This is a genomic window from Akkermansia sp. N21169, assembly GCF_029854675.1.
Lineage (GTDB): Bacteria > Verrucomicrobiota > Verrucomicrobiia > Verrucomicrobiales > Akkermansiaceae > Akkermansia.
The window spans coordinates 35,552-60,151 of sequence record NZ_JARWNC010000030.1 but is presented as its reverse complement, the minus strand read 5'-3'; the positions used below and the strand labels follow the sequence as shown (position 1 = coordinate 60,151).

Sequence of the window (24,600 nt, the reverse complement as noted above, 5' to 3'; positions counted from 1 at the left end):
GATCAACAGAACATTATGAAATACGAAGAATCGCCCTACAGCGTACTCGGCATTTGCAACGCCGCCTTAAGCCGGATTGGCGAAGCACCCTTGATATCGCTGAATCCCAACCAATCGTCGGCAGCACGCTATTGCCACCTCCACTATCATCCGGCACGAAGGGAAACTCTGACACTCGCCAGGTGGACATTCGCCACCCGCAGCACCACCCTGTACCCAGAAGCAGATATGGATACCAACTCGCCTTATGCGGCACGGTTCAATCTGCCATCAGACTGCCTGCGCGTACTTGATGTCGATTGCAACGATTGGACTCTCCAGGGAAGACGGATCCTGGCGCGTGCCTCCAGCCTCCGAATCTCCTACATCGCCGATCTGGAAGACGGAGAATTATTCGATCCGCTCTTCACGGAAGCGTTGGTTACCCACCTGGCGGAAAAACTCGCCGTCCCTCTGACTACCAGCCAGAGTCTCAGACAAAGCCTTGCTCAGGAATTCCACAAGGTCATCCTGCCTCTGGCCGCCACGACCAATGCCGTCCAGTCACATTCCAACGATACCCATCCGCTCAAGCGGATTCTCGGAAACCGTGTGAATAACCCGCGCCGGATATGTGAATAATTGCAACAACTCCTATCAAAACATAATATAATACACTAACCAACAACAATAAACAATATATTCAAGTACTGTGGACAACTTGTGAATAACACGGGAACAAGGTGAGAATAAACAATCTTCACCCATCGCGGAACAAGCAGTTATCCACAATACGGCCTCATGCCGAGGCACAAATAAAAACACCGATATGAAAGCCATCGAATGCATCCAGAACTTTGCCTCCAATGTCCGGTTGGCAAACTTCAGGCTCAGCAGCGCCCAGGTGATCTTGTCCATCGTATCCGGTCATCACCGGCATAGCACCATTGTCGAGCATACGGGGCTCCATCCCAATACGGTCACGAATATCCTCAGGGATCTGATCGGCCAGGGATACGTCCGTAAATTCGGAGACGAACGCCCCTACGTTTATCGCACAACGAAGAATGGCAATACCATCTGCATCCGGCTGCTCCGAAACAACAACGACAACAACAATCGATAAAACGCCCCGTCGCACAGCATGGACAACGACCTTCTGAGTATCAGGGAAAAACGGCTCTGGCTCGCCGACATCTTCCGTAATGAAACAGGAGAATACTCCCAGGCGGACAAATTCAAAGCCCTCGTGGAAGACACCAAACTTGCAGCCATTCAACAGGAGGAGGAAGAACACAACGAGAAAAAACGCCGGACGGACAGGGACAGCCTGCTCCACCTCCTGGCGACACTGCCTCCACCCAATCCTGTTTTCCGTCAAGCGGAAACCAACGAAGAGCCTCCCACCCAAACTACTTGAGTACGGTTCCCGTATTCGCAACAACGCGCCCCCGGCGGACAAGTCTCCTCCGGGGGCGTTTGCATGGAACCGTCAAAAAGGGAAAAACCTACTTTGCGTCCGAAACAATAATCCTCTTTTTGGCATGAGCCTCCCGCCGAAGTTCATCGGCATAAAGACTTGCCGCACGATCACGCCGAACACTCTCCAGCGCACTCTTCAATGTCGGTTTTGCCTCTTCAAAAGAAGGGATTCTCTCCTCGACAACAGGTCCGGCCTGGAAAATGTGCCAGCCCAAAGGACTTTCCACCAGCACTGGCTCGCCGTCGGGGAGGGCAAATAAATCTACACCCTTCAGCAAATCCTTCCTGTCTGCCGTCACCACGCCCAGTTCCCCGCCCTTCCTGGCGGTGGCAGTGTCCTCACTGTGCCTTGCCGCCAGATCGGAAAATGAAACTCCGCTTTGCAATTCGGCAGCCACAGCCTCCATCTTCTTCTTGACCTCACTGGAATCATGGTGCAGACCCGCCTTGAAAATGTGTTTGAGCGTACGGTGGCGGGGAACCTTGATTTTTTCCCGGACGCGATCATAATAAACCTTGAGATCCGTATCGGACACGGGCACCGACTCATCAATGCTCCGAACTAGCATCGCCTGCTGTTTCAAGCGAGCTGTAATCTTGTCAGCCAACTCCTTATCAGTTAGTTCCTGCACATGAAGCGCCTCAAGAAACGCCTGTTCCCCTTCTGGGAAACGCGCTCGGAGCTCCTTAAAATACCGGCCGGACAATTCTCCCTGATCGGGCAGCCTCATGTCATTGGTACGCGTTTTCAAACGCAGCAGGGCAGCTTCAACCAAGTCGTACATAGCCTGAATGCGCAAAGTCTCCTGCTGCTGGGGAGTCAACACTTCTGACGAAGTGGGATCCCACCCCCGGCGCCATCCGCGCGTGTAGGCGATTTCCGCCTTGCGGCGTTCAAGCTGGTTTCTGGTAATAGGTTCCCCGTAAACGAGAGCGATCGCATCCGAATTATCGTTGAACGGGTTGTCCATCGGCTTGAAATGCGCCCGGAATCTCCCGGAAAGATACCCGTCCCATACATAAAGATCCCCTACTATATAAAGGAGAAATAAGGAATAAAATGTGAGTTTGAAGGCAAACTTCCGGAATGGATTCGTCATCATAAATGCTAATGCAGAAACAGGCTTACCGCATCAAGCCATGAGAGGACGACCTTGGCAAGCACGATTCTCCGTCTTTTTTCATCCCCGTCATTCGGGATGCGCCGGCATTCCATCTTGAATTGTCACAGGATGCAGTTACAATGACCCGAGACCGACTTTCCCCCACATCTGCATCATGCCATTGACAGGACAACACAATCTGACAGGACAGGGAGACTTCCTGATCCTCAACAAAATTTCGCTCAAGGCTCTGCTCGCCCTTGAAAAACAAGTCGGAACCGCCAACGCCTTTTACCTGATGGAAGAGACATGCCCCCTGGACTCTCCCGTCGAACACTATCTGAACGCAAAGTCCTCCGCCGGCATTTCTTTCCGGGTGGATATGAGCGACCTAAAAAAACTGCGGGATTTTCTCCAGGAAAAACTCGCCGACCACAAAACCATTATTTATCTTCCCGGCGTTGTCTCTTCAATCAAAGGTTCCCTCTGCCATATCCCCGACTACATTCTAGAAGCCCTGGGAGACTTCAACATCCCTCCCACTCCGGTATTTGTCGCCTATTACGGATCCTCCATTCTGAAAGCTGAAGTACCTACGGAATCTGAAGGGACTACCTACATATCCATTCTCCCCAAGCTGGAGGAAGGACCCGATATCGCTACACGAACAGCCGAAGCCTGGATGGAAGCCTCCGCCGATCAGTTCGCCACCCTTCCTCAATTGCAAGGCTCCCTGGCCGCTGCCGTCCTTACGGGAATGAAGCAGCACATGGATGCCCGCATTATCGACGGCATCGACGACTCCACCCTCACATTCGGCAAGCTCCTCGGCGCCTCCATCGCCTTTTCCAAAAGGCTGACCCAAATTACCTCCGACCGCCGCATCGGTATCATTCTTCCGCCTGGCAAGGGTGCCACCATCGCCAACCTGGCCTGCATCTTCGCCGGCAAAGTGCCCGTCAACATCAACTACGCCAACTCGGAAAGCGCGTTCAAAAGTGCCGTCGTCCAATCGGGCATCGAACGGTTTATTACGGCGGATACCTTCATGCGCAAACTCCAGGCTTTCCCCTGGCCGCCCCAGAGAGACCTGATTTTCATTGAACGTGAACTGCAGGGAATCTCCAAGAGTGTAGCCCGCTGGGTCATCATCTCCCGCATCACACCGGCCCACATGCTGATCAAATGGTTGAAGCTCGACGACTTTTCAGCGGAAGACGAGGCCATCCTCCTCTTTACCTCCGGCTCATCCAGCGAACCGAAGGGAGTTCCTCTCTCCCACCGCAACATCATGGGCAACATTGCCCAGTGCGCCTCTCGAATTGTCCTGAAACCCAAAAGCCGTTTCCTGAGTTCCCTGCCCGTCTTCCACGGCTTCGGTATTACCATCGGTCTCTTCTTTCCTTTAATAGCCGGACACGACTACGTCACCTACCCCTCCCCGGTGGAAGTCAAGCGTCTAGGAGAATTGATCAAGCTGTATAATACCGGCCTGGTCGTCTCAACGCCCACATTCCTGCGCGGATTCATGCGTCGTTGCCCAGCCGACACGTTCAGCGGAGTACAGTACCTCATTGTAGGAGCAGAAAAACTTCCGGCGGATCTCGCCAAGTCCTTCACTGATAAATTTGCCGTAACTCCGCTGGAAGGCTATGGCCTTTCTGAGGCGTCTCCCGTCTGTGCGGTCAATTTCGAGAATCCGAAACCCGTTCCCGGTTCTCCCCACGTCATCCCCGGATTCAAGAAAAACTCCGTCGGAGAATGTCTGCCTGGAATTGCCGTCCGCATCACCGATCCATACAGCGACAAACGCCTCCCCATGAACTACAAGGGGATGATCTGGCTGAAAGGGGTCAACATTTTTGGCGGTTACCTCGGCAAAGAGAAACTCAACCGCCAGATATTCCAGGACGGATGGTTCCGTACGGGAGATATCGGCTCCTGCGACATGCAGGGGTTCCTGCGTATTGAAGGCAGACTCGCTCGGTTCTCGAAAATCGCCGGAGAAATGGTTTCCCACGAAGCCGTGGAAGCCGCCCTCATGCAAGCCTTCCATATGGATCCGGGAGATGAAGAACGCCATCTAGCCGTCGTCTCCATCCCCGATCAGCAAAGAGGCGAGGCCATCGCCATGCTTTCCACGACCATTCGCGAGTATATTCCCCAGCAAATCATGTCGTTACGGTATGCCCTTCTGGATCAAGGCAATCCGGCGATATGGTGTCCGAAGGAGATCATTCCCGTCAACGAAATCCCGATTCTGCCCACGGGCAAGCTTGATCTGGCCAAGTGCAAGCAAATCGCTTACGAAGCCCTGAAGCTCACCCAGCACGACATTTAATTCCCCCTCCATGGCTTTCTCCCTGCAACAGCCGGGCTCCGTCTCCCCCGATCCCGCCAGGAACGCCCTATCGGTCACCCAGCTCATGGACCGCATCGGCAATGCGGTGCGCATTTCTGTCGGCACCCAATGGGTCGAGGGCGAAATCAGCAACCTCAGCATACCCTCCAGCGGCCACATCTACTTTACACTGAAGGATGCTGGAGCGCAGATCTCCTGTGTCTTCTTCCGCTTCCGCGCTACGTCATGCCGAGTCCAATTCCGCGACGGGCTCAAGGTGCGCGTCTTTGGCGAAGCCTCAGTCTATGAAAAACGGGGACAGGTGCAGTTGAACCTGACGAAGGTGGAAGAATCCGGCATCGGGGAACTCCAGATGCGCTTCATGGAATTGAAGCAGAAACTGGAAGCCGAAGGCCTCTTCGCCCCCGAACTCAAGAAACCTATTCCCGCATTCCCGAAAGCTGTCGGACTGGTCACCTCCGCCACAGGAGCCGCTCTGCAAGACATGAGGCATATTTTTGAAGAGAGAGCCCCATGGGTGCGCGTCTATTTGATTCCGGTCCCCGTCCAGGGAGAAGGAGCGGAAGTCCATATCGCCTCGGCTATCCGCGCCTGGGGCAACGCTCCCTCCAACGGACTGCCCGCCATCGATACCCTGATTGTCGCCCGGGGCGGCGGTTCCATTGAAGATCTCTGGAACTTCAACGAAGAAATCGTCGCGCGAGCCATCGTCGCCTGTCCTCTCCCTGTCATTAGCGGAGTAGGACATGAAATCGACTTCACCATTGCCGACTTCGCCTCAGACCTGCGTGCCCCCACCCCCACGGCAGCTGCCGTCCTCGCAACACCGGACGGCCCAGCCCTTCTCCAGAAACTCGAAACGGCCCGGCGTTCCCTGATGGCCAGGGTTTCGCATACGCTCTCCCGAGCCAGACTTAATCTGGAATTCTATGAGCGCAGCCGATTGACGCATCCCTCCGATTTGATCGCCCCCTTTGCCCAGGAACTGGACTCCCTCGAATATGAACTAGGGGAATCCGTCGGAAACCGCCTGACACGGCAAAGCCACCTGCTGGATGCCCTGGAAGTTAAGATCAAATCCCGCCATCCCAAAATTCTGAACGAACACCGTAAAGAACAACTCGATGTCCTGCGGCAAAAGCTCGAAACAGCTGTCCGCAACAAACTACAAGCCCTCAAGGCTACCATCGACCTTCAGGAATCCCGTATCCGTGCAACCAGCCCCGAGAAAACCCTCCGCCGAGGATATGCCCTTGTCCGAACGGAATCCGGTAATCTTGTAAGAAATCCCGCCGCCGTTTCCTGCGGTGAACTTCTCCATATCACGGTGGATCAGGGAGCCCTTGACGCCCGCAAAGTTTAGGGCATCATAACGGGCATGGTTCCCGGTACTCCCGCACTCCGCTTCAAAAAGCGTCTGCTCTTCCTGTGCACCGTCCTGCTTCTGACCGTTCATGCCCCGGCCCGGCAAGCCGATGCAGACGGTTCCCAGCGCCTCTACCCCTACGGTGGTCCGTCACCGGAAGAAATCATGGCACTCGGCAATCCCTATGCCAGCAAACAGGAACTCATCGGTATTCTGAACCGCGTTTTTTGCGATCCGGAGGATTGCCGTTCCTGGCTTGTCCCCAAATCGGGGGGCATCTCCCTGTTCGATGGTTTCATTCCATGGAATACGCCGGTCTCCGGCATTGGGAAAACATGGAGAACCCCGTCGGAACTCCCCCCAATGAAAACATCACGCAAACCGCTCGACGGTGTCCGTATCGCCATTGATCCGGGACATCTTGGCGGCAAGTGGGCCTACCGTGAACAGAGGGAAACACTCGTCGAAGGCAAATATCCCGTCCGCGAAGGCACAAGCACGCTCATCGTCTCAGAACTGCTCGCCCGCTACCTCAAAGGCATGGGAGCGAATGTCCTCCTCCTGCGCGACTCCGCCACGCCGGTCAGTACCCTCACCCCGGAAATCATTGCCAAAAGGCTTGCTAAAATGCGCAATACCAAGGTAACTCCCAGCCTGCAACGGGAAGCAGACATGTTTTTCGTCCGCCGGGTAGAAATCAATGCCCGCGCCGCCAAACTCCGCGAGTTCAAACCCGATCTCACCGTCTGCATCCACTTCGATGCCGGTTCCGGCCCCAAGCCAGTTGACAAACTCCATTTACTCCTCAACGGATCCTACTCCCGCGAGGAACTGGACGACCCTGAATTGCGCCGGGGTATGCTTTCCAAACTTCTGGGTAAAGTTCATCCCGTCGAAGCGGAACTCTCGGCCCATGTAGCCGCCTCAATGGTTCGGCGCCTGCAACTCCCTCCATTCGTGTATGCCGTTCCCAGCAAAAAAGTCAAGGAAGTCCCCGGCAACGATTACCTCTGGTGCCGCAATCTCCTGGCAAACAGCCTCTATCCCGGTCCTGTCATCTATACCGAACCTTATGCCATGCTCAACTCCATCACGGCACGTCGCATGGTGATGGGCGACTATGCCGGCTACCAATACTTTTCCGGAAAAAGGCTTCCCTCCATCTATCGGGAATACGCTCGCTCCGTCGCCGACGGTATCAGGAATTACTTCGTTTCAAAACGCCCAGCCCCGGGAAAGGCCGTTTCGTCATGATCGCCACCGAAAGAGCCAGTTTGTGCTTTACCATGTCCCGGCTAGCGGGTATCAACTGTTGCGCCGGCCAGGTTCGGGCGACCGCTGTACCTTCTCTCGGGAAGGCATAGAGGAAAGTCTGGACATCACAAGGCAGCGTGTCCCGTGAAAGCGGGAGACGGAAGGTCCAAAGACCTTCCGGACGGAAAGTGCCACAGAAAACAAACCGCCCGGGTTCGCCCGGGTAAGGGTGAAAAGGCGAGGTAAGAGCTCACCGCTCCAAGGGTGACCGAGGAGGCATGGTAAACCCCGCGCGATGCAAGACAAACAGGGGAAGAGTAGCCTGCTCGCTGAATCTCCGGGTATTAGTCGCATTCGCCCCCTGAAAAGGGCGGGCGCCGGAAACTTCGGTTTCCGGTGAGAAAAATGGTCGCACAGCGCCTGCAAAGACGTGGACAGAATCTGGCTTACAGAACCTGGCCGGCAATCTTATTCCGTTTATTCCCTCCTCTACCGCCTTTGACAATGTTCCGCGTATTTGTCCTCCCCAATTATTCTCGCAAAGTTTGGATTACATTGGCAATTATAGCAGCAATCTTCTTGTGGGGATGGATTACTTCGCTAAGTATCAGGGAAGAATCCTTCACATGGAACATTCCGGAATGGACGGGAACGGACAAATCAATAAGCCTCATCCTGATCTCCGACCTCCATTTGTCACCCGACGACGAGAGCCTCCTTCTGAAGATCGTTTCCATCTGCGATGCCCAACAACCGGATGCCGTCCTCCTTCTCGGCGATTTTCCCAGCGGCTCCAACAGATCGTCCGCTATGGCTCCATCCGTTTATGCTCCCCTGCTGGCACAATGCAAAGCCCCCGTCTATGCCGTACTCGGCAATCATGATACTTATTACGGATGGCCTGCCATCCAGAAAGAACTGGAAAAAGCAGGCATCCGCGTCTTCAACCCGGGTTCCACGACCATCACCGGAAAAAACGGTGCCGTCATCCAGCTTGGAGGAGTGGGAGACATCGTTTCGCGACGCTCCATGGTCATCAGGGACGGAGTACCCAAACGGGAACGCAAAGACATGCCCTACATCCTCATGTCCCACTCCCACAATATCGCCCCTCTTATCCCGGACGGGGTCAATCTAACCGTCTCAGGCCATACGCATGGAGGGCAAATCTGCCTTCCGGGAGGCAGGCCATTGGGTGACCTGATCGGCAAGATTCCACATAATGACGTGATCTCCGGCCTGCAATACATCGACGGTCATCCCATCCTCATCACCCGCGGGATCGGGTACAGCCTCCTTCCCATCCGCATTTACTGCCCGCCGCAAATCATCTGCCTGAAACTGACGGCTCCTTCCGTCAAATAGCAGAAACGCTTCCTTCAATTTTCCCGTACTCTTAGGATCGTGATTCTTCATCATTACCATCGGTAGTTTCATCCTCGGCCGGTTCCAGATCCTCAAGTTCCTCCTCATGGCGCTTTTTCGGCCAGAACATCCAGACAATCAAAACGGTCAGGAAAAAATAGCCGAAAATCTTGCGCATCAAATCCCACCGTTCCTCCTTGGCCTTCCGGGCTGCTTCCTCAGGCGTCAGCCCGGCATCGGCAGCAGCCGGAGTCTCCTGACGTTCCGTCATTCCGTCAGTACGAGGCTCCTGGGCGGCAAGAGAACCTGCCAACAAACCGGCGAGAACGGAACACAATAATAACTTCCTTTTCATGATGCGTGCCGCCATTGTACTCAAATATAGAACATGGGCAACCGGGAATCATGGACAAGATTCTCCAATGTAATATTGCCGGCTTCGCGTTCAGCGGCGGCATTAAGTTTCTCCCAAGCCGCACTGACGGAACGAGAAGACTCACCGGATTGTGCCGTGTCATGTGCGAGAAGCGTTCCGTCCATTGCATGAATCACATCCAGAAGGGAAATCGACGATGGGGTATGGGCAAGAATATACCCTCCGTTCTTACCCCTCCGGCTCTCCACCAGTCCGCATTTGCGCAACTCGTTCAGTATCTGAGCAAGAAAATGAACCGATATCGCTTCGCTTTCCCCCAACACGTCTATCTGGGACAATTCGGGCTGTTCGTACCGGCGAGCCAGCTGCACCATCACTCGAACGGCATAATCCAGTTTCTGCGGAATCTTCATGCCATCGGTTTACACTGGTTTTTACATATTCTGAAGAAAAAAAATCGATTTACTCTATTTTTACTTGCTTTTCTCTCTGATCTCAGGCAAAAAAGCCCTGTTCTCCAGTTTATCAATCAAAATACTCAACTTTAAGTCATGGCAAATAACACACTCTACCCATCGGTTCTCGACACAGTCGGGAATACTCCTCTTGTCAGGCTTAACCGCCTGACGCAAGACCTCGGGGCCTCCGTTTATCTCAAGGCTGAATTCCGCAATCCTCTATTCAGCGTAAAGGACCGAATAGCCAAGGCGATGATCGAATCAGCGGAAGAACAGGGTCTTCTGAAGCAGGGCGGCACAATCATCGAACCAACCTCCGGAAACACGGGTATCGCCCTGGCTGCCATTGCCGCCGCCAAAGGCTACCGCCTGATCCTGACAATGCCGGAAACCATGTCGCTGGAACGCCGGACCCTGCTGCTCCATCTGGGAGCCGAAATTTACCTGACACCCGGTTCCCTCGGCATGAAAGGTTCTATCGCCATCGCCCGCAAACTCAAGCAGCAATATGGAAGTAACGCCTTCATTCCAAGCCAGTTCGACAATCCTGAAAACCCTAAGGTCCACTACCGTACCACCGGACCGGAAATCCTGAATGCGACCGATGGAAACATAGCCGCTTTCATAGCGGGAGTAGGGACCGGCGGCACGATCAGCGGTACGGGCAAATTCCTTAAGGAACATACACGCGCTCGCATCATCGCAGTTGAACCTGCCGGCAGTCCGGTCATATCCGGTGGAGCACCGGGGCCTCACAAAATCCAAGGGATCGGCGCAGGATTCATTCCCGGTAACCTTGATCTGTCCGTTCTTGACGAAGTGCTTGCCATCACGGACAACGAAGCCCTTACGACAGCCCGTAATCTGGCAACCATCGAAGGGATACCAGCAGGAATTTCGACAGGAGCTACCGTTGCTGCGGCCCTGAAACTGGCCTCATTGCCGGAATACTCCGGTAAAAACATTGTCGCCATCGGAGCTTCCGCTACGGAGCGCTATCTCTCCACACCACTTGCCGAAGACTCCCGCAATGCTGCAGAGCACTTGGCCGTCACCTCCATCACTCCTGAAGAAACAACCGCACTTCTCGGTTAAATTCCTTTGAATGTTCTTTTAACCTTATCACTATTTGTAATGAACTACAAGCCAGAAACACTTGCCATCCACGCCGGACAACCGGTCGAAAGCGATACCCTATCCCGGGCTGTCCCCGTATACCGGACTTCCTCCTACGTTTTCAAAAGTGCCGAACATGGGGCCAACCTGTTTGCACTAAAAGAACTGGGGAACATCTACGCCCGCCTGATGAACCCCACTAACGATGTACTGGAACAACGTATCGCCGCACTGGAAGGTGGCGTCGGAGCCCTCTCTCTGGCCTCCGGTACGGCTGCCATCCAGTACACGATCATGAACATTCTCAAGGCCGGAGATGAACTCGTTGCCGCTTCCAACCTCTACGGCGGCACCTACACCATGTTCGATGCCATCCTGCCCAACTACGGCATCACGACAAAATTCATCAAAGTCAACGACTTCAATGCCGTGGAAGACGCTATCAATGAGAAAACACGGGCACTTTACATTGAAGTCATCGGTAATCCCGCCCTTGATGCGGCGGACATCGAACGCTACTCGGCCATAGCCAAAAAATATCATTTGCCCCTCATCGTCGATTCCACCTTCACGCCCCCCACCCTGCTCCGTCCCATCGACTATGGAGCAGATGTCGTTATCCACTCGCTCACCAAATGGATAGGAGGCCATGGAACAGGCATAGGCGGCATCGTCGTCGATGCGGGCAAGTTCGATTGGACTGATCCCAAATTCGCTCTCTACAACGAGCCGGACGACGGATACCACGGCCTCCGTTTCGCCCATGATCTGGGAGTTCTCCAGCCTCTGGCTTTTATTCTGAGAATGAGAACCGTCCTCCTGCGCAACCTCGGAGCAACCCTTGCTCCCGACTCAGCCTGGCAATTTCTGCAAGGAGTAGAAAGCCTCCCCCTGCGCATACGAAAACACTCGGAAAACGCACTGGCCGTCGCACGCCACCTCCAGCAGCATCCTAAAGTCGCATGGGTCCGCTACCCTGGCCTGGAAGAAGATCCATCATATCATATCGCCACTAAATACCTCAGGAACGGCTTCGGAGGCATGGTCGTCTTCGGCCCCAAGGAAGGGTACGAGAAAGCCGTGCAGATCATCGACAACATCAAACTCTTCTCACACCTCGCCAATGTTGGCGATGCCAAAAGCCTGATCGCCCACCCCGCCAGCACGACCCACTCACAGCTCTCCGAAGAAGCCCTGCAAAACTGCGGGATCACCCCCGAACTGCTGCGCCTGTCGATCGGTCTGGAACACATCGACGACATCATTGCCTCTTTGGACGAGGTTCTTTAAGAGGCATCTTTCCCTCCACACCCACCCCGGCTGTTTTCGTTCCCTATGAGCAACAACAGCCGGGGATTTTTTTACTTCCGTAACCGCAGGCTGACACGAAAACACTCCTCCTCCGCCTCGTCAGACACGAACCACCCTTGATCCGCTCCTCCATTCAGACCGATACTCCGCCGGAATTATGTTCAAGTTCCCAATGCCACCCCAGGCCATGCGTTACCTGCCCCTGCTCGTTGCTTCGGCATTTTTCATGCAGCTTCTGGACGGCACCATCCTCAACACGGCCATTCCGTCAATCGCCCGCAGTTTCCACAGTGACCCGCTCAAACTGCATAATATCGTCATTGCCTACATGCTCACCGTGTGCATCCTGATCCCGGCATCGGGATGGATTTCGGACAAATTCGGTTCGCGGAAAGTTTTTCTCTTTGCCATCTCGTTTTTCATGCTCGGCTCCCTGCTATCCGCGCTCTCCACTTCAGTCGGCATGATGACATCTTCCCGTATCATCCAGGGTATCGGAGGGGCCTTCCTGATGCCGGTAGGCCGACTCGTCGTGTTGAGGTCCTATCCACGATGGATGTTCCTCAAAGTCCTTAATTTTGTCACGATTCCCGGCCTCCTCGGTCCCTTGCTCGGACCCGTCCTGGGAGGGGTTCTTGTCCAATATGCCACTTGGCACTGGATCTTCCTGATTAACATTCCCGTAGGACTGGTCGGCCTCTGGGCAACACTCAAGATCATGCCGAACCTGACTGCCGTCAAAAAGCAGAAATTCGACTGGTCCGGTTTCCTCGTCTTTGCCGCCTCGGCCGTACTTGTCTCCATGGGACTCGAAGGACAGGGAGGACTTGCCGATAAATCCAGGATGGCTATCCTGTGCTCGGCCGGAGGACTCCTGCAAATCTTCTACTGGATTTTTTCCATGCGAAAAGACACTCCTCTTTTCAGCCCATCTCTTTTCCGCATCCGTAACTTTGCCATTGGAATCGCCGGTAACCTCGCCAGTCGTCTGGGGGGCAGCTGCCTGCCGTATCTGATCCCTCTCTTCTTTCAGGTAGGCATGGGATATTCTGCTTTCAAATCCGGACTTTCGCTCATCCCGCTGGCTATGTGCAATCTGCTTGCCAAAACCATAGCTACGCCATTGATCCGACACCTGGGTTACCGCAACATCATGGTTGCCAATACATTGCTCATCGGTTCCCTTCTCATGTGCTTCTACAGGATTTCTCCTGCTACGCCGGAAATCATCCTCATCCTCCTGCTTGCCTTCCTCGGCACGGTTAATTCCATCCAGTTTACCTGCATGAATACCCTCACCCTCATTGACTTGCCTGATGAGTTCGCCAGTAGCGGCAATTCCCTGCTCTCCATGATCATGCAACTATCCATCGCCATCAGCATCGCCGTCGCTTCCCTGCTTATGGACGGCTATGGCAATGCAGTAGACACCAGTTCGTCTTCCATCCTGCAAGCTTTCCACAAAACATTTCTGACAATCGGATTCTTTTCTTTCGCCAGTTCAATCATTTTCGCCTTTGTCGATAAAAACAAAGGAATCGTCGTAACCGCACGCTAGCATTGACAAAAAAACGTTTCGGAGGAAACAACTCCTCCGAAACGGCTGTAGAATAGAACAGGAATCTTGAAATGCCTGTTAGAAACTGTACATGACGTTTACACCGAACACAGGTGTAAAATTGCGGTACACCTGCGTCACCTTGTGGTACGGCTTTCTTTCCGTTGCACCACGGTGATTGGCTGCCATACCGCCGTTACCCAGCCAGAGAGCGCTGACAAACGGTCTTACTGTCACGTTTTGAGTAGTTTTAAGCGGCAACGCCACATCCAGGGAAATTCCCTGAGTACCATTCGCATTCAATGAACTGCCGGCAAAATACCCCGCCGTAGCATTCCACGTGCCCGAGACGACCAGTGACATCTGCGGGGTCATTTCATACTGGTATCCCAATGTATTGGCGAACCACCAACCGGACATCCATCGAAACGTATACCGCACGTTCGAATTGACAAACCACCCGTTCTCCGCCTTGTCGAAATCGTAATGAATATTGGCAACGACACTATGCTCCTCCAACTTTGAACTATTGAAGATGAAGCCGGAACTATCCTTTCTGGCACCATAATCATTCAAGGATCCGGGAATCCCTCCATTGACAAACGAATAGTAGAGGGACGTTGTCAGTTTATCGTTCCACTTGTGCTCGCCTCCAATAAAAGCAGAACCTTCATCCGTCACTCCCGTATTCGCGCGACCATGATCAAACCGATTGGCTGTCATCCAGACATATTTGATACCTGCAATCGCCGCGCACTTGTCGTTGATCTGATATTTACCCAGAAGTTCCACCGGAATAACGTTATCGCTCCCCGAGTCCTTGAATGCCAAGCCACGAGACGTATATTTTGTTGCATAGCCTACGCTTACCGACCCCTGGAATGGATTCGTCCCTGCCTTGGGAGTCACCGGCACCAATGGCTTGGATACGGGTTGCGGCGACTGGTAGGTAACAATCGTTGCATTCGTCCCGGCATAAGCGGTACCGCCCGTTACCATGGCCGTACAAATAAGCGTCTTCGCAAGAGAATAATAGTTCATAGACTGGATCATACTGGTTAATAGTTCAATCGATTGCCTTCAGAAAAAATCGATGCAAACAATTAAACATATTATTTCAAAATTTCAATTCAATATGGATTTTAAAATTTATTTTCTTGGAAACGATTGATAATCAAAATCAATCAAAAATTGAGGCTTCGAGGACAAGTTCCAGATGCAACAGTTTGATCAAGTTCCGGTTGAAGACTTTTAATCTTTTTTGCCAACGATATTTTGCGTTCTGCATATACCGTGATGCTGGGATAATCGAACCTTAAGAGGCACTGCCACCTCATCTGTAAGCAGCGTAATGATGCCACTGTCATTTGACTTGACATCCTATCGAAACAATCATAAATTTATATGGATAAGATTGGATTATTTCTGATTTTTTTACAACACAATCCGGCGCCTTTTGCCAGCACTCGCCAGTTTAGCCGACAATGCCTGGGTGAACGGAACAGTATGACCAATTCGACATCACCATCAATTAACATGTAAAAAAGCCATTGTCCTTCAAAAACATTGATCATGAAAACAAAATCCGCATTTATGGGGATGCTTCTCCTGCTGGGAATTCTTCCTATTGCCCAAGCATTAAGTCCCTCGCTGAAATTCAATGAAGACGGCAAATTCAAAATTGTCCAGTTTACCGATGTTCATTACATTTACAACAATCCGAAATCGAGTATTGCCATAGAGAGAATCAATGAAGTCCTGGATACGGAAAAACCCGATTTGGTCGTTTTCACGGGGGATGTTATCTTCGGAAAGCCGGCGGAAGAAGGATTCCGGACGATCCTGGATCTGCCCTCCAAGCGCAAGATTCCCTTTGCCGTGACATTTGGCAACCATGACAACGAGCAGGGATTGTCACGGGAGCAACTGTTCAGGATCATCGAATCCGTACCGTACAACATGACTTCCACCGTCGATAGCCTCTCCGGTGTCACCAATTTCGTTCTGCCGATTAAATCTTCCGATAATAAAAAAGATACAGCCGTTCTGTACGGTTTCGACTCTCACTCCAATTCACAACTCAAAGGAATAGGAGGTTACGATTACATCAAATTCGACCAAATTCAGTGGTATCGCAACAACAGCGCTCGCTACACTCAGCAAAACGGAGGTACTCCTCTGCCCTCGCTGGCATTCTTTCACATCCCGTTACCGGAATACAGCCAAGCCGCCTCGGATGAAACAGCCATCCTGGTAGGTACGCGCAAGGAAAAAATCTGCGCCCCCCAGCTCAACTCTGGCCTGTTTGCCTCCATGAAAGAAATGAGGGACATCCTGGGGGTATTTGTCGGCCACGACCATGACAATGATTATGCTGTCGATTGGAAAGGCATCCTGCTGGCATATGGCCGTTACACTGGAGGCAATACCGTTTACAACAATCTGGCAAACGGCGCCCGAGTTATTGAATTGACCGAAGGAGAAAAAGGATTCAAAACCTGGATACGGCTGAAAAACGATGAAATCATCAACAAAATCAGTTATCCTGCGGATTTTGTGAAAAAGAAAAATTGATTGTTCCGTTTTCAGAAAAGAATCCTCTCAGTCCGACAGCATGAGAGGATTTTCATTGTTTTATCCGACCTCCCTTTAAGAGGGGGGGGGGACCGCCTCAAAACGCCCTCTCTAAACTCATAAAAATAAAATCCCCCCTTTCCATGGAGAAAGAAAGAGGGGATTGATTGAATTCTACAAACCGTTATTTGAGAGGCCCTTTACAGAGCCGTCGGAATTTCCTTGCCGAGATCGGAAGCCTTCTTACCCGTTCCGTCTCCGGCGATACGTTCCAGAATGACATCTTTGTAGGACATGCCTCCCGGAATAATCGGCAAGACATGGACATCATGAGGGATCATGACATCAAGTACGTACGGACCAGGCGTTTCCACCATGCGTTTGATAGCAGCCGGTAATTCAGTCTTGTCCACAACACGTTCGCATTTGATGCCGAATCCGGCACATACCGTGGGAAAATCGGGATAAATGACCTCCTCGGTGTGGTGGGTAGGATCATACTGGTCATGGGGGTCGGCCAGGAAGGTCTGGGCACGGTTGGAATCGTACTTCAAATCTTCCCACTGCACCACCATCCCAAGGTGCTGGTTATTCAGGATAATACATTTGACAGGCATGCGCTCCACATGAATCGTCGCCAGTTCCTGAATATTCATCAAAATAGAACCGTCACCATCGATATTGATGACAAGCTTGTCCGGGAAAGCCATCTGGGCTCCCATTGCGGCAGGAAGTCCATATCCCATGGAGCCAAGCCCTCCGGAAGTTGCCAACCGCCGAGGCTTGGCAAACTTGAAGAACTGCGCCGCAAACATCTGGTGCTGGCCCACCCCGGTAGCGATAATGGGATCCAGACCGGCCGTCTGATTGTATAATTCTTCAATCACGTACTGGGGAGAAATATACCCGGAACGCTCTTCATAGGTGAAAGGACAAAGCTTCTTCCATTCGTCGATGATCGTGAACCAGTCGGGATTACGGTCGAAGCCAGAACTCTTGCGCTGGCAACCGGCATCTTTCAAACCGTCGATCAGCACCTGCAAAGCCTGTTTGACATCGGCCCGGAACGGGTACTGAACCACCTTGTTCTTATTGATTTCGCTGGCGTCAATATCAATATGAATAATCGTAGCATTGGGACAGAACTGAGCCACACTACCAGTCACCCGGTCATCGAAACGCGCTCCAAGAGCAATAACCACATCGGCTTCATTCACCGCATTGTTGGCAAACACGGCACCGTGCATACCCAGCCAACGCAGGGAAAGCTCGTGCGTTTCCGGAAAAGCCCCCACGCCCATCAGCGTCGTTGCAACCGGAATCTGCGCCAATTCGGCAAATTCAAGCAACTCGCCGGAGGCATCGGCGGAAATGATACCACCGCCGGCATAAATCACCGGACGCTTGGCCTCAAGCAATAAGGGAATAATCGTTTTGAGACGTTCCGACGGACAGGGAGGAACCGGATGATAGCCAGGAAGATCCATCGGCTGATCGAAATCCGGAGTAATCAATTTTTCCTGGCAATCTTTCGGCATATCAATCACCACAGGACCAGGACGTCCCGTCTGGGCAATATGAAAAGCTTCCTTGAGTACACGAGGGATTTCGTTCGGATCAGTCACCAAATAGCTATGCTTGACGATTGGAGCCGTCATGCCGAACACGTCGGTTTCCTGGAAAGCGCCGCGCCCAATCAGACTGGTCATCACCTGTGCGGTAATGGCAACCAGAGGAGTTGAATCCAGATAGGCGTCCGCAATAGCGGTAATCATGTTCGTAGCCCCAGGGCCGGAAGTGGAAATGCACACACCGGGCTTGCCGGTTACGCGACCATACCCTTCCGCAGCAAAGCTGCCGCCTTGTTCATGCCGGGGAAGAATCGTACGAATGCGCGGTTCATGGCTGAGAGCCTGGTGCATCGGCATACTGGCACCTCCCGGATAGGCAAAGACGACATCGACACCTTCGCGGACTAGGCAAGCGACTAGGACTTCAGCTCCAGTCATTTGTTTTTCAGCAGGACAGGTGTTGTGTGTATCGTTTTTGCTCATGGCAGATTATAATGGAGTTAATAACCAATAATATATCGGAGCAAACACTGTATCGCAAAGCACCCCAAAAGAAAAGCCTTTTCTGTCCTATCCTTTACCTTCCCGTATGATATCCCTTATCCTCCTCACTAAGAAGAAAGTACCCACTCCATCCTACCGGAAAAAGCGTACCTGTATGACTTGACGATTTCTTCGCCCGGCCACACCTCAACTCCAGTGACGGGGGGCTGCTACGACATTGCATCAGGGCAAGAGACGATTGGCTTTTGCTTTACCCATACAGTCCGGGCGAAACATGGGAATTCGCCAGGCTCGAAGGAAAAGTCATTCTCAACAATAGAAAGAGTCTCAGTTGCAATTTCTTACAACTGAGACTCAGCTACTACTACCTATGAAAAACACCTACTGTTAAAGAATGATTCTCTCTCTTTAATTCATTCTCTTTCGTGGGGCGTCTCTTCATCCATAAATACGTAGTATCGGAATGAACCTTTCAAAAAATTTCATAAAGCTAATGTATTTGTCATACATTTCCAGGAGAATCGTACGTCTACCTTCTGAAAAGCCTGCCAGAGCCGGGGAAAAACAAGGGGTGTCCCATCTATCATATGGAACACCCCTTGTGAAAAACAGGATTCTCAACTGAAATCAAGCCGTCACAAAATTGCGCTGGTCATTGGCCAATGCTCTAAGCTGGACAGCCATAAAACGGATCTCCTGAAGCATATTGAGGTACAGAATCGAGGAACGCGTCCTCGTCTGGTTTCTCTGCGCACGCTTGATCTGCCGCTTGGTTGCACGGGCAATCAATTGCAACAACTGCTCCTGGGCAACCACGGTAAAGTCGAACTTGGAGTAGTTACTCGTCTTGAGCATCAGCGACACGTCATTGAGCAGTTTCAGCATCTCCTGATGTACTTCTTTCAAATCAGACGTCTGGTCAACCGTCAACGGCGTGTGATTGTTGTCCACATAGGAGAAAATAAAATCGGTAAACTGTTGGAGGCTTGCCACAGCCTCATTCAAATGATCCAGTGCCTGGACGAAATGATAGCCGGTATCCAGCGAGCGGGACTGCATCTTGTAAAGTACCGGAAGGATGTCGTACTTGTGGTGTTCCTTGCTGGTCGTCGCCAGATCCTCCGCATCGGAGGCCAGTTCTTTCAGAGCCTTGCGATCCTGCTGGATCAAGGCATCCAGGGTTTCGGAATAAATTTTCGTCAGTGTGCTCACACTGTCGGATACCTGCTTGTTGCAAACGTCGATGATGTTGTCTTCCGTAATTTCATCGAAACGTTCCTGGGAGAACTTGCTCTCGCGATGGCGGTGCAACACGGCGGATTTCACCAAGATAAACACTGTCAATGCCAGCATGGGGAAAATAGCATATCCCTGCCCGTAGTGAAGAATGATCGCCATGATGCCGGCCATGGTAAACGCGGCAAGCCCCGTCATGAACCAACCGGAAATCACCGTCAAAACCCCCGTTACCCGGTACACGGCGCTTTCACGGCCCCAGGCTTTGTCAGCCAATGAAGACCCCATGGCAACCATGAAGGTTACATACGTTGTGGACAATGGCAGTTTGTAGGATGTCGCCCAAGTAATCAGCATGGCGGCCACCGTCAAATTCACCGTTGCCCGGATCAAGTCAAATGCCACCCGGTCTTTGGATTCCAGCGGAATAGGGGCCGGATTCCAGCGGTGGTTTATCCGGACGAGCATACGCCCTGGAATCAACTTCTTCACTCCCGCTCCCATTGCAATGGCCGAACGGACAATTGCGCGTGCCGGAGGCACGGAACCAAAACGTTCAATGCCTCCATCTCCCTGACGGGACAATTCGACACCCGTAGCAATGACGCTACGGGCTTTCTTGGAAAACCAAAGAGCTAGGACCATAATGCCTCCGGCTGTCAGCAAAATCATTGGATTCGCATGAGCCTCTCCGGCAAGCTGCCCCATATGCAGTCCTGCAAGGCTGCCGCCTGCCGCCACATGGTCCATAGCAATCTGAAACGCGCCAAGCCCTCCCATGAAAACGCCGATGAAGTTCACAAGGTCATTGCCGGCAAAAGCTAGTGCCAGGGAAAAAGTACCAGCAAGAACGGTCAGTTTCAAAATATTCACCATGAAGAGATGCTGCAGGATAGCCATGAATGCGGAACATCCGATGAAAGTCAACAGAAGGGAAATCCCCATGTTTTTGTCCAGCATCGCCAGGAACTCCGGATTCATGATCGGCATGCTCTTCATACCCTTGAACAGAGCGAAATAACAAATCGCCGTCATTCCCAAACCACACCACAGGGAACCGACCCAGAGGAACGGTTTCTGATAGCGGAAAGAAAAGGCAAGGCGGGATACCCACATCACAATGGTGCCCACGGTAAAAGCAATGACGACAGAGAGCAGAATACCGCTGATAATTTCAATGCACTTGTCCGTATTGATATATTCTAAAAGCCCAAGAGCATTCTTGCCGCTATCGGAATAAATCTTGAAGAGGGACGTTGCCACCGACGATCCCAGCAATCCGAAAACGAGCGAAACCGTCGTCGAAGTCGGCAACCCGAACGTATTAAAGGTATCCAGCAAAATCACCTCGGCAATCATCACCCCGAGAAACAGGAACATGACCTCATGGAAGGTGAACATGCCGGGATTGAAAATCCCGCTTCGGGCAATTTCCATCATGCCGCTCGAAAGAACAGCGCCAATCAAAACGCCGATCGATGCAACTGTCAGAATCACGCGCACAGGTGCCGCTTTGGAACCTATAGCCGAATTCAGGAAGTTGACCGCATCGTTGGCAACTCCATTGATAAGATCGAACGATGCCAGAAGCATCAATGCGATCATGATAATCCAATATATTGTGTCCATATGGTAGTGGTTTTGGCGGGCGGAGGGCATCCGCGTGCAACGCCACGGAGGTTTTACACGAAATCGTCACGTTTGGCGATAATTTTCAGAAAATTCCCCACCGGGTTTTTAACGGAGAAACGAACGGATTCAGATATTCTCTCTCATCAGATTTCCTTTTAATCGTGACAAATTCTTTTATATATGGTAATTGGAGAACTGTGTTTTACCATATTTACTCATTGATCGCCGAAGGGCAATTGAATGCCCATGCAGCAGAATTCCACAGGTATGGTGCCCTGATCATGACGGACGAAGGAGGCGTGGGATGTATCCATCCCTGGCCCGAACTCGGTGATGCGACTCTTGATGAAGAACTGGAAGCACTCAAAGCAGGCTCCCCTCTTACTCTCGGCAAGCGTGCCTTGAAATGCGCCAATGTCGATGCAGACGCCCGGCACAAGGGAATCAACCTCCTGCACGGACTGAATATTCCGGAGAGCCACGCAACCCTGCCGCCGTGTGTCAGCCCGGCTTCCGTCCGCATCATGGGTATCAATGGCTTCCGGGCCGGTAAGCTCAAAGCGATGTCGAGCCCGAAATCTACCTTGGAACGACTTGCCACTCTGGCATCCATCGCCCCGAACTGGCGTTGGAGAATCGACTTCAACTCCAGTTTGAACGAACGGGAAGCCGATGAATTCTGGAGGGAGATGTCCCCTTCCCTGCGGCAGCTGGTCGACTTCGTCGAAGATCCTTGCCCCTACACCCGCGAAAGCTGGTCCCGCCTCATGTCGGAAGGCATGCGCCTAGCCTACGATCAAGGCTCCGACCTGGACCACCAGCCTCATTTGGATACAACGTCCCCTCCCATCCGCATCATCAAACCTGCACGGGAAAAAATGCCGTCTCCCGGCTCGGGGAAACATGTCTTCACCTCGTTCATGGACCATCCCATCGGACAGCTGTGGGCCACCTACACGGCAGCTCAATACTATCAGGACACTCCCAGCGAAGAAATCCCCCTCTGCGGACTCTGCACTCATCTCCTCTTCAAAAAAGATGCCTTCATCGAAGCCTTGGGCGGTCTTGCTCCCGTCATCACCGTCCCGGAAGGTACAGGACTGGGGTATGACGATCTCCTTGCCGCCCTTCCTTGGAAAAAGCTGGAATAAACCCCTGACAAACATCGGAGGGACCAAAGACGACCGACCTCCATCATTCACAACTTCCAACCGCAGGGGAATCTTTGTCCTTGCGGTTTTTTTTATCAAAATGTCGCCATCTCAATAGCGCACAACAGGACAAGAATAGCCATCGCCCAATCGATTTCCTTCCTGAACTTTGACAGGAAACGGTCGATTCCGGCACCAAAAACAGCCCACATCGTATTCGCCACGTAGGCCGAACCTCCCATAAACGCAATCAACAGAACAAGAATCCACGGATGACCGTCTGCAATAGGAATAAGATATCCTCCGGCAACCGTCAGGCAAAAAAGAATCAGTTTCGGGTTGATTGTCTGCAAAATAAACCCTTTGAACACCGTGTTGATGGAAAAGGAAGGCAATTCCCCATTCCCGCCTTTTCCGGCATCCTTGGCAATCATGATCCCGAGGAAAACCATGTAGGCACAGGAAGCCCACTTCATCCACGGTCCCAGTTCAGGAATCAGACGGCGCAGATACTCCTGCGCCAGGCAACATACCGACAGAAACACGACATTGGCCAACACAACCCCAATCGTGAATCGACGGGTACCCTCTACACCATGGCGGGAGGCGTTCGCCATAGCCATCAAATTATTGGGGCCGGGCGTAAACTGCGACAGAACGGTATAAACGGCGAACGAATAGACGAGAGAACTCATTGAGATTCAATCCCAAAAATCCTGACAATCAATCTTGGGAAACAGAAGCCGTTCCCGAAGAGATAGATCCGGCCACCGCAGCAAACACAGGAGCCGGCAATTCCTTTTCAGCATCAGACGGCTTGAAGAAATCCCCCACATCCTTGAACGATACGAACAGGAAAAAGCCCATCAACAGGAACACAAACCCCGTCTGCACAAAATCCAGGATCCGTCCGCTCACCGGACGCTTCAGTAAAATCTCCGCCGTCCCCAGAACAACGTGTCCGCCATCCACCACGGGCAGAGGCAGAATATTCAAGACAGCCAGATTGATATTCAAAACTACGGCAAACCACAACGCCAGTTTCCAGCCTCCATCCGTCTGAAGCATATTGTAAAAATACCCGGCAATACCGATAGGACCGCTCAGGTGCTCCATACTTATATCGCTATTGGGGGCAAAAACCTTCTTCATCGTATCCCCCATCCATTTCAAACTCTGTCCGACCTGTTCCCAGGGAGTCGGATATAAAGTCGTCTCCCTGATCTCATCTCCCAACTTCCACTGAATTCCCGTAATGGCCCGCGCCTCGGAATGTCCCTTCCAATTCGCGGGAATTTCAGGGGTCACATCCGCGATAGACTCCTTGCCGTCAGCATGGCGCACGGTCAACTTCATCGGAACGCCTGCCTTTGCCGATAACGCAACTGCCGCCGGGCTCCACAACTTCTCACCGTTCAATGCCATCAGAACATCTCCCGACTTCAAACCGGCCTTCTCCGCCGGACTTCCCGCCACGACTTCACCGACCACACAGGAACCGGCAGGCAGGATCCCTATCTGACGCATTGCGCTTCTCTGCCACCATCTGGTTTCAGGAATTTTGAACCCACTCTCGAATTCAAGCGGTTTGTCCACACCGGGACGCTGGACAAGGAAACGGATCTTCGTCCCTTCACCCAGCATAATACGTTCCCGTACCCCCTCCATATTACCAGTCCACTGCGTTACAGGATTACCGTCAATCTCCAGAATCTTGTCACCCGGCTTCAATCCCGATGCAGCAGCCGGAGAATCGGCAGGAATATACCCAACAGTCGTCACAGGAAACTCTACGCCCGGTTTACCCAATCCCCATACCACCAGAGCAAACGCCACCGCCAGCAAAAACGAGGAAACCGGTCCGGCAGCCGCTACAATAATCTTGTCCAGAGCCGTTACCGGCTTCAAATCCTTGGGAAGTTCCACCTCTCCTTCGATCGCCTCCATCGGCGCCATCTGGGGCAGCGACACAAATCCGCCGGCAGGGATCCACCCCAGTCCCCATTGCACGCCATTGATCGTCTTCTTCCACAATGGCTTGCCAAACCAAATCTGGAACCGGTCCACATACATTCCCCTCCACCGCGCAGCAAAAAAGTGTCCCAGTTCATGAACAAAAATCATGAAATTGAACAACAGGATCACAATAACGATAACCCCGGCAGTACCCAGACCTGATAAAATTGTATTCAACATAAAAAA

At 52.3% G+C, this 24,600-nt stretch carries 20 protein-coding genes and 1 other RNA gene; 13 read left to right on the top strand and 8 right to left on the bottom strand.

Going from position 1 to position 24,600, the window contains the following annotated elements:
- Nucleotides 1-15: 15 nt before the first annotated feature.
- The 3 genes from QET40_RS03005 to QET40_RS02995 all read left to right on the top strand — a co-directional run bounded on the left by QET40_RS03005 (nt 16) and on the right by QET40_RS02995 (nt 1,399).
- Nucleotides 16-621, top strand: a complete 606-nt coding sequence (locus QET40_RS03005) for a hypothetical protein (protein WP_280125694.1) — start codon at nt 16-18, stop codon at nt 619-621.
- A 187-nt stretch (nt 622-808) separates the two neighbouring features.
- Complete coding sequence (locus tag QET40_RS03000; RefSeq protein WP_280125693.1) at nt 809-1,105, top strand: MarR family winged helix-turn-helix transcriptional regulator; 297 nt, start codon at nt 809-811, stop codon at nt 1,103-1,105.
- Between the two features lie 18 nt (nt 1,106-1,123).
- A complete protein-coding gene (locus QET40_RS02995; RefSeq protein ID WP_280125692.1) occupies nt 1,124-1,399 on the top strand; it encodes a hypothetical protein in 276 nt (91 codons plus the stop codon).
- Between the two features lie 88 nt (nt 1,400-1,487).
- On the opposite strand, the gene QET40_RS02990 is transcribed toward QET40_RS02995, so the two are convergent.
- On the bottom strand, nt 1,488-2,432 hold the full coding sequence (locus QET40_RS02990) for a peptidylprolyl isomerase (protein ID WP_280125691.1): 945 nt from the start codon (nt 2,430-2,432) through the stop codon (nt 1,488-1,490).
- Nucleotides 2,433-2,739: 307 nt separating this feature from the next.
- Between QET40_RS02990 and QET40_RS02985 the strand changes: the two genes are divergently transcribed.
- From QET40_RS02985 to QET40_RS02965, 5 genes are all read left to right on the top strand, one after another.
- Complete coding sequence (locus tag QET40_RS02985; protein ID WP_280125690.1) at nt 2,740-4,905, top strand: AMP-binding protein; 2,166 nt, start codon at nt 2,740-2,742, stop codon at nt 4,903-4,905.
- Nucleotides 4,906-4,915: 10 nt separating this feature from the next.
- Nucleotides 4,916-6,289 carry an exodeoxyribonuclease VII large subunit gene (xseA, locus tag QET40_RS02980; protein WP_280125689.1) on the top strand — a complete coding sequence of 458 codons (1,374 nt, stop codon included), beginning with the start codon at nt 4,916-4,918 and terminating at the stop codon, nt 6,287-6,289.
- Between the two features lie 15 nt (nt 6,290-6,304).
- Complete coding sequence (locus QET40_RS02975) at nt 6,305-7,546, top strand: N-acetylmuramoyl-L-alanine amidase (protein ID WP_280125688.1); 1,242 nt, start codon at nt 6,305-6,307, stop codon at nt 7,544-7,546.
- Between the two features lie 65 nt (nt 7,547-7,611).
- Nucleotides 7,612-8,011, top strand: an RNA gene (gene rnpB / locus QET40_RS02970) — RNase P RNA component class A.
- Nucleotides 8,012-8,050: 39 nt separating this feature from the next.
- Nucleotides 8,051-8,911: a metallophosphoesterase gene (locus tag QET40_RS02965; protein ID WP_280125687.1), complete on the top strand. Its 861-nt coding sequence runs from the start codon at nt 8,051-8,053 to the stop codon at nt 8,909-8,911.
- Nucleotides 8,912-8,942: 31 nt separating this feature from the next.
- On the opposite strand, the gene QET40_RS02960 is transcribed toward QET40_RS02965, so the two are convergent.
- Nucleotides 8,943-9,266 (bottom strand): hypothetical protein, encoded by a 324-nt coding sequence (locus QET40_RS02960; protein WP_280125686.1) that lies wholly within the window; start codon nt 9,264-9,266, stop codon nt 8,943-8,945.
- A 20-nt stretch (nt 9,267-9,286) separates the two neighbouring features.
- The gene (locus QET40_RS02955; protein ID WP_280125685.1) at nt 9,287-9,700 is read right to left on the bottom strand and encodes an Rrf2 family transcriptional regulator; all 414 of its coding nucleotides are present in this window, start codon (nt 9,698-9,700) and stop codon (nt 9,287-9,289) included.
- Between the two features lie 138 nt (nt 9,701-9,838).
- On the opposite strand from QET40_RS02955, the gene cysK reads away from it, so the two are divergent.
- The 3 genes from cysK (at nt 9,839) to mdtD (ending at nt 13,730) form a co-directional block, all read left to right on the top strand.
- Nucleotides 9,839-10,840 (top strand): cysteine synthase A, encoded by a 1,002-nt coding sequence (gene cysK / locus QET40_RS02950; RefSeq protein WP_280125684.1) that lies wholly within the window; start codon nt 9,839-9,841, stop codon nt 10,838-10,840.
- Between the two features lie 39 nt (nt 10,841-10,879).
- Nucleotides 10,880-12,151, top strand: a complete 1,272-nt coding sequence (locus QET40_RS02945) for an O-acetylhomoserine aminocarboxypropyltransferase/cysteine synthase (RefSeq protein ID WP_280125683.1) — start codon at nt 10,880-10,882, stop codon at nt 12,149-12,151.
- A 178-nt stretch (nt 12,152-12,329) separates the two neighbouring features.
- Nucleotides 12,330-13,730, top strand: a complete 1,401-nt coding sequence (mdtD, locus tag QET40_RS02940) for a multidrug transporter subunit MdtD (protein WP_280125682.1) — start codon at nt 12,330-12,332, stop codon at nt 13,728-13,730.
- Nucleotides 13,731-13,808: 78 nt separating this feature from the next.
- Here mdtD and QET40_RS02935 read toward each other — a convergent pair whose 3' ends face one another.
- Complete coding sequence (locus tag QET40_RS02935) at nt 13,809-14,783, bottom strand: hypothetical protein (protein ID WP_280125681.1); 975 nt, start codon at nt 14,781-14,783, stop codon at nt 13,809-13,811.
- A 540-nt stretch (nt 14,784-15,323) separates the two neighbouring features.
- Here QET40_RS02935 and QET40_RS02930 point away from each other — a divergent pair.
- The gene (locus QET40_RS02930; protein ID WP_345783048.1) at nt 15,324-16,304 is read left to right on the top strand and encodes a metallophosphoesterase family protein; all 981 of its coding nucleotides are present in this window, start codon (nt 15,324-15,326) and stop codon (nt 16,302-16,304) included.
- A 200-nt stretch (nt 16,305-16,504) separates the two neighbouring features.
- On the opposite strand, the gene ilvB is transcribed toward QET40_RS02930, so the two are convergent.
- Together ilvB and QET40_RS02920 are read right to left on the bottom strand one after the other, a co-directional pair.
- Nucleotides 16,505-18,358: a biosynthetic-type acetolactate synthase large subunit gene (gene ilvB, locus QET40_RS02925; protein WP_280125679.1), complete on the bottom strand. Its 1,854-nt coding sequence runs from the start codon at nt 18,356-18,358 to the stop codon at nt 16,505-16,507.
- Between the two features lie 648 nt (nt 18,359-19,006).
- Entirely contained in the window at nt 19,007-21,220 is a 2,214-nt protein-coding gene (locus QET40_RS02920; RefSeq protein ID WP_280125678.1) for an inorganic phosphate transporter, read from the bottom strand.
- Nucleotides 21,221-21,444: 224 nt separating this feature from the next.
- On the opposite strand from QET40_RS02920, the gene QET40_RS02915 reads away from it, so the two are divergent.
- The gene (locus tag QET40_RS02915; RefSeq protein WP_280125677.1) at nt 21,445-22,398 is read left to right on the top strand and encodes a hypothetical protein; all 954 of its coding nucleotides are present in this window, start codon (nt 21,445-21,447) and stop codon (nt 22,396-22,398) included.
- A gap of 95 nt (nt 22,399-22,493) precedes the next feature.
- Here the strand turns inward: QET40_RS02915 and QET40_RS02910 are convergent, their stop codons facing one another.
- The gene (locus tag QET40_RS02910; protein WP_280125676.1) at nt 22,494-23,093 is read right to left on the bottom strand and encodes a LysE family translocator; all 600 of its coding nucleotides are present in this window, start codon (nt 23,091-23,093) and stop codon (nt 22,494-22,496) included.
- Between the two features lie 28 nt (nt 23,094-23,121).
- Nucleotides 23,122-24,594, bottom strand: a complete 1,473-nt coding sequence (rseP, locus tag QET40_RS02905) for an RIP metalloprotease RseP (protein WP_280125675.1) — start codon at nt 24,592-24,594, stop codon at nt 23,122-23,124.
- Between the last annotated feature and the right edge of the window lie 6 nt (nt 24,595-24,600).

What these genes read in the sequence shown, in the direction of transcription:
- QET40_RS02945 (WP_280125683.1), top strand. Translation starts at nt 10,880, where the DNA reads ATGAACTACAAGCCAGAAACACTTGCCATCCACGCCGGACAACCGGTC.
- QET40_RS02995 (WP_280125692.1), top strand. Translation starts at nt 1,124, where the DNA reads ATGGACAACGACCTTCTGAGTATCAGGGAAAAACGGCTCTGGCTCGCC.
- mdtD (WP_280125682.1), top strand. Translation starts at nt 12,330, where the DNA reads ATGTTCAAGTTCCCAATGCCACCCCAGGCCATGCGTTACCTGCCCCTG.
- QET40_RS02990 (WP_280125691.1), bottom strand. Translation starts at nt 2,432, where the DNA reads ATGGACAACCCGTTCAACGATAATTCGGATGCGATCGCTCTCGTTTAC.
- QET40_RS02955 (WP_280125685.1), bottom strand. Translation starts at nt 9,700, where the DNA reads ATGAAGATTCCGCAGAAACTGGATTATGCCGTTCGAGTGATGGTGCAG.
- QET40_RS02965 (WP_280125687.1), top strand. Translation starts at nt 8,051, where the DNA reads ATGTTCCGCGTATTTGTCCTCCCCAATTATTCTCGCAAAGTTTGGATT.
- QET40_RS02910 (WP_280125676.1), bottom strand. Translation starts at nt 23,093, where the DNA reads ATGAGTTCTCTCGTCTATTCGTTCGCCGTTTATACCGTTCTGTCGCAG.
- QET40_RS02920 (WP_280125678.1), bottom strand. Translation starts at nt 21,220, where the DNA reads ATGATCGCATTGATGCTTCTGGCATCGTTCGATCTTATCAATGGAGTT.
- ilvB (WP_280125679.1), bottom strand. Translation starts at nt 18,358, where the DNA reads ATGAGCAAAAACGATACACACAACACCTGTCCTGCTGAAAAACAAATG.
- cysK (WP_280125684.1), top strand. Translation starts at nt 9,839, where the DNA reads ATGGCAAATAACACACTCTACCCATCGGTTCTCGACACAGTCGGGAAT.
- QET40_RS03000 (WP_280125693.1), top strand. Translation starts at nt 809, where the DNA reads ATGAAAGCCATCGAATGCATCCAGAACTTTGCCTCCAATGTCCGGTTG.
- QET40_RS02960 (WP_280125686.1), bottom strand. Translation starts at nt 9,266, where the DNA reads ATGAAAAGGAAGTTATTATTGTGTTCCGTTCTCGCCGGTTTGTTGGCA.
- QET40_RS02930 (WP_345783048.1), top strand. Translation starts at nt 15,324, where the DNA reads ATGGGGATGCTTCTCCTGCTGGGAATTCTTCCTATTGCCCAAGCATTA.
- QET40_RS02935 (WP_280125681.1), bottom strand. Translation starts at nt 14,783, where the DNA reads ATGATCCAGTCTATGAACTATTATTCTCTTGCGAAGACGCTTATTTGT.
- QET40_RS03005 (WP_280125694.1), top strand. Translation starts at nt 16, where the DNA reads ATGAAATACGAAGAATCGCCCTACAGCGTACTCGGCATTTGCAACGCC.
- QET40_RS02985 (WP_280125690.1), top strand. Translation starts at nt 2,740, where the DNA reads ATGCCATTGACAGGACAACACAATCTGACAGGACAGGGAGACTTCCTG.
- QET40_RS02975 (WP_280125688.1), top strand. Translation starts at nt 6,305, where the DNA reads ATGGTTCCCGGTACTCCCGCACTCCGCTTCAAAAAGCGTCTGCTCTTC.
- xseA (WP_280125689.1), top strand. Translation starts at nt 4,916, where the DNA reads ATGGCTTTCTCCCTGCAACAGCCGGGCTCCGTCTCCCCCGATCCCGCC.
- rseP (WP_280125675.1), bottom strand. Translation starts at nt 24,594, where the DNA reads ATGTTGAATACAATTTTATCAGGTCTGGGTACTGCCGGGGTTATCGTT.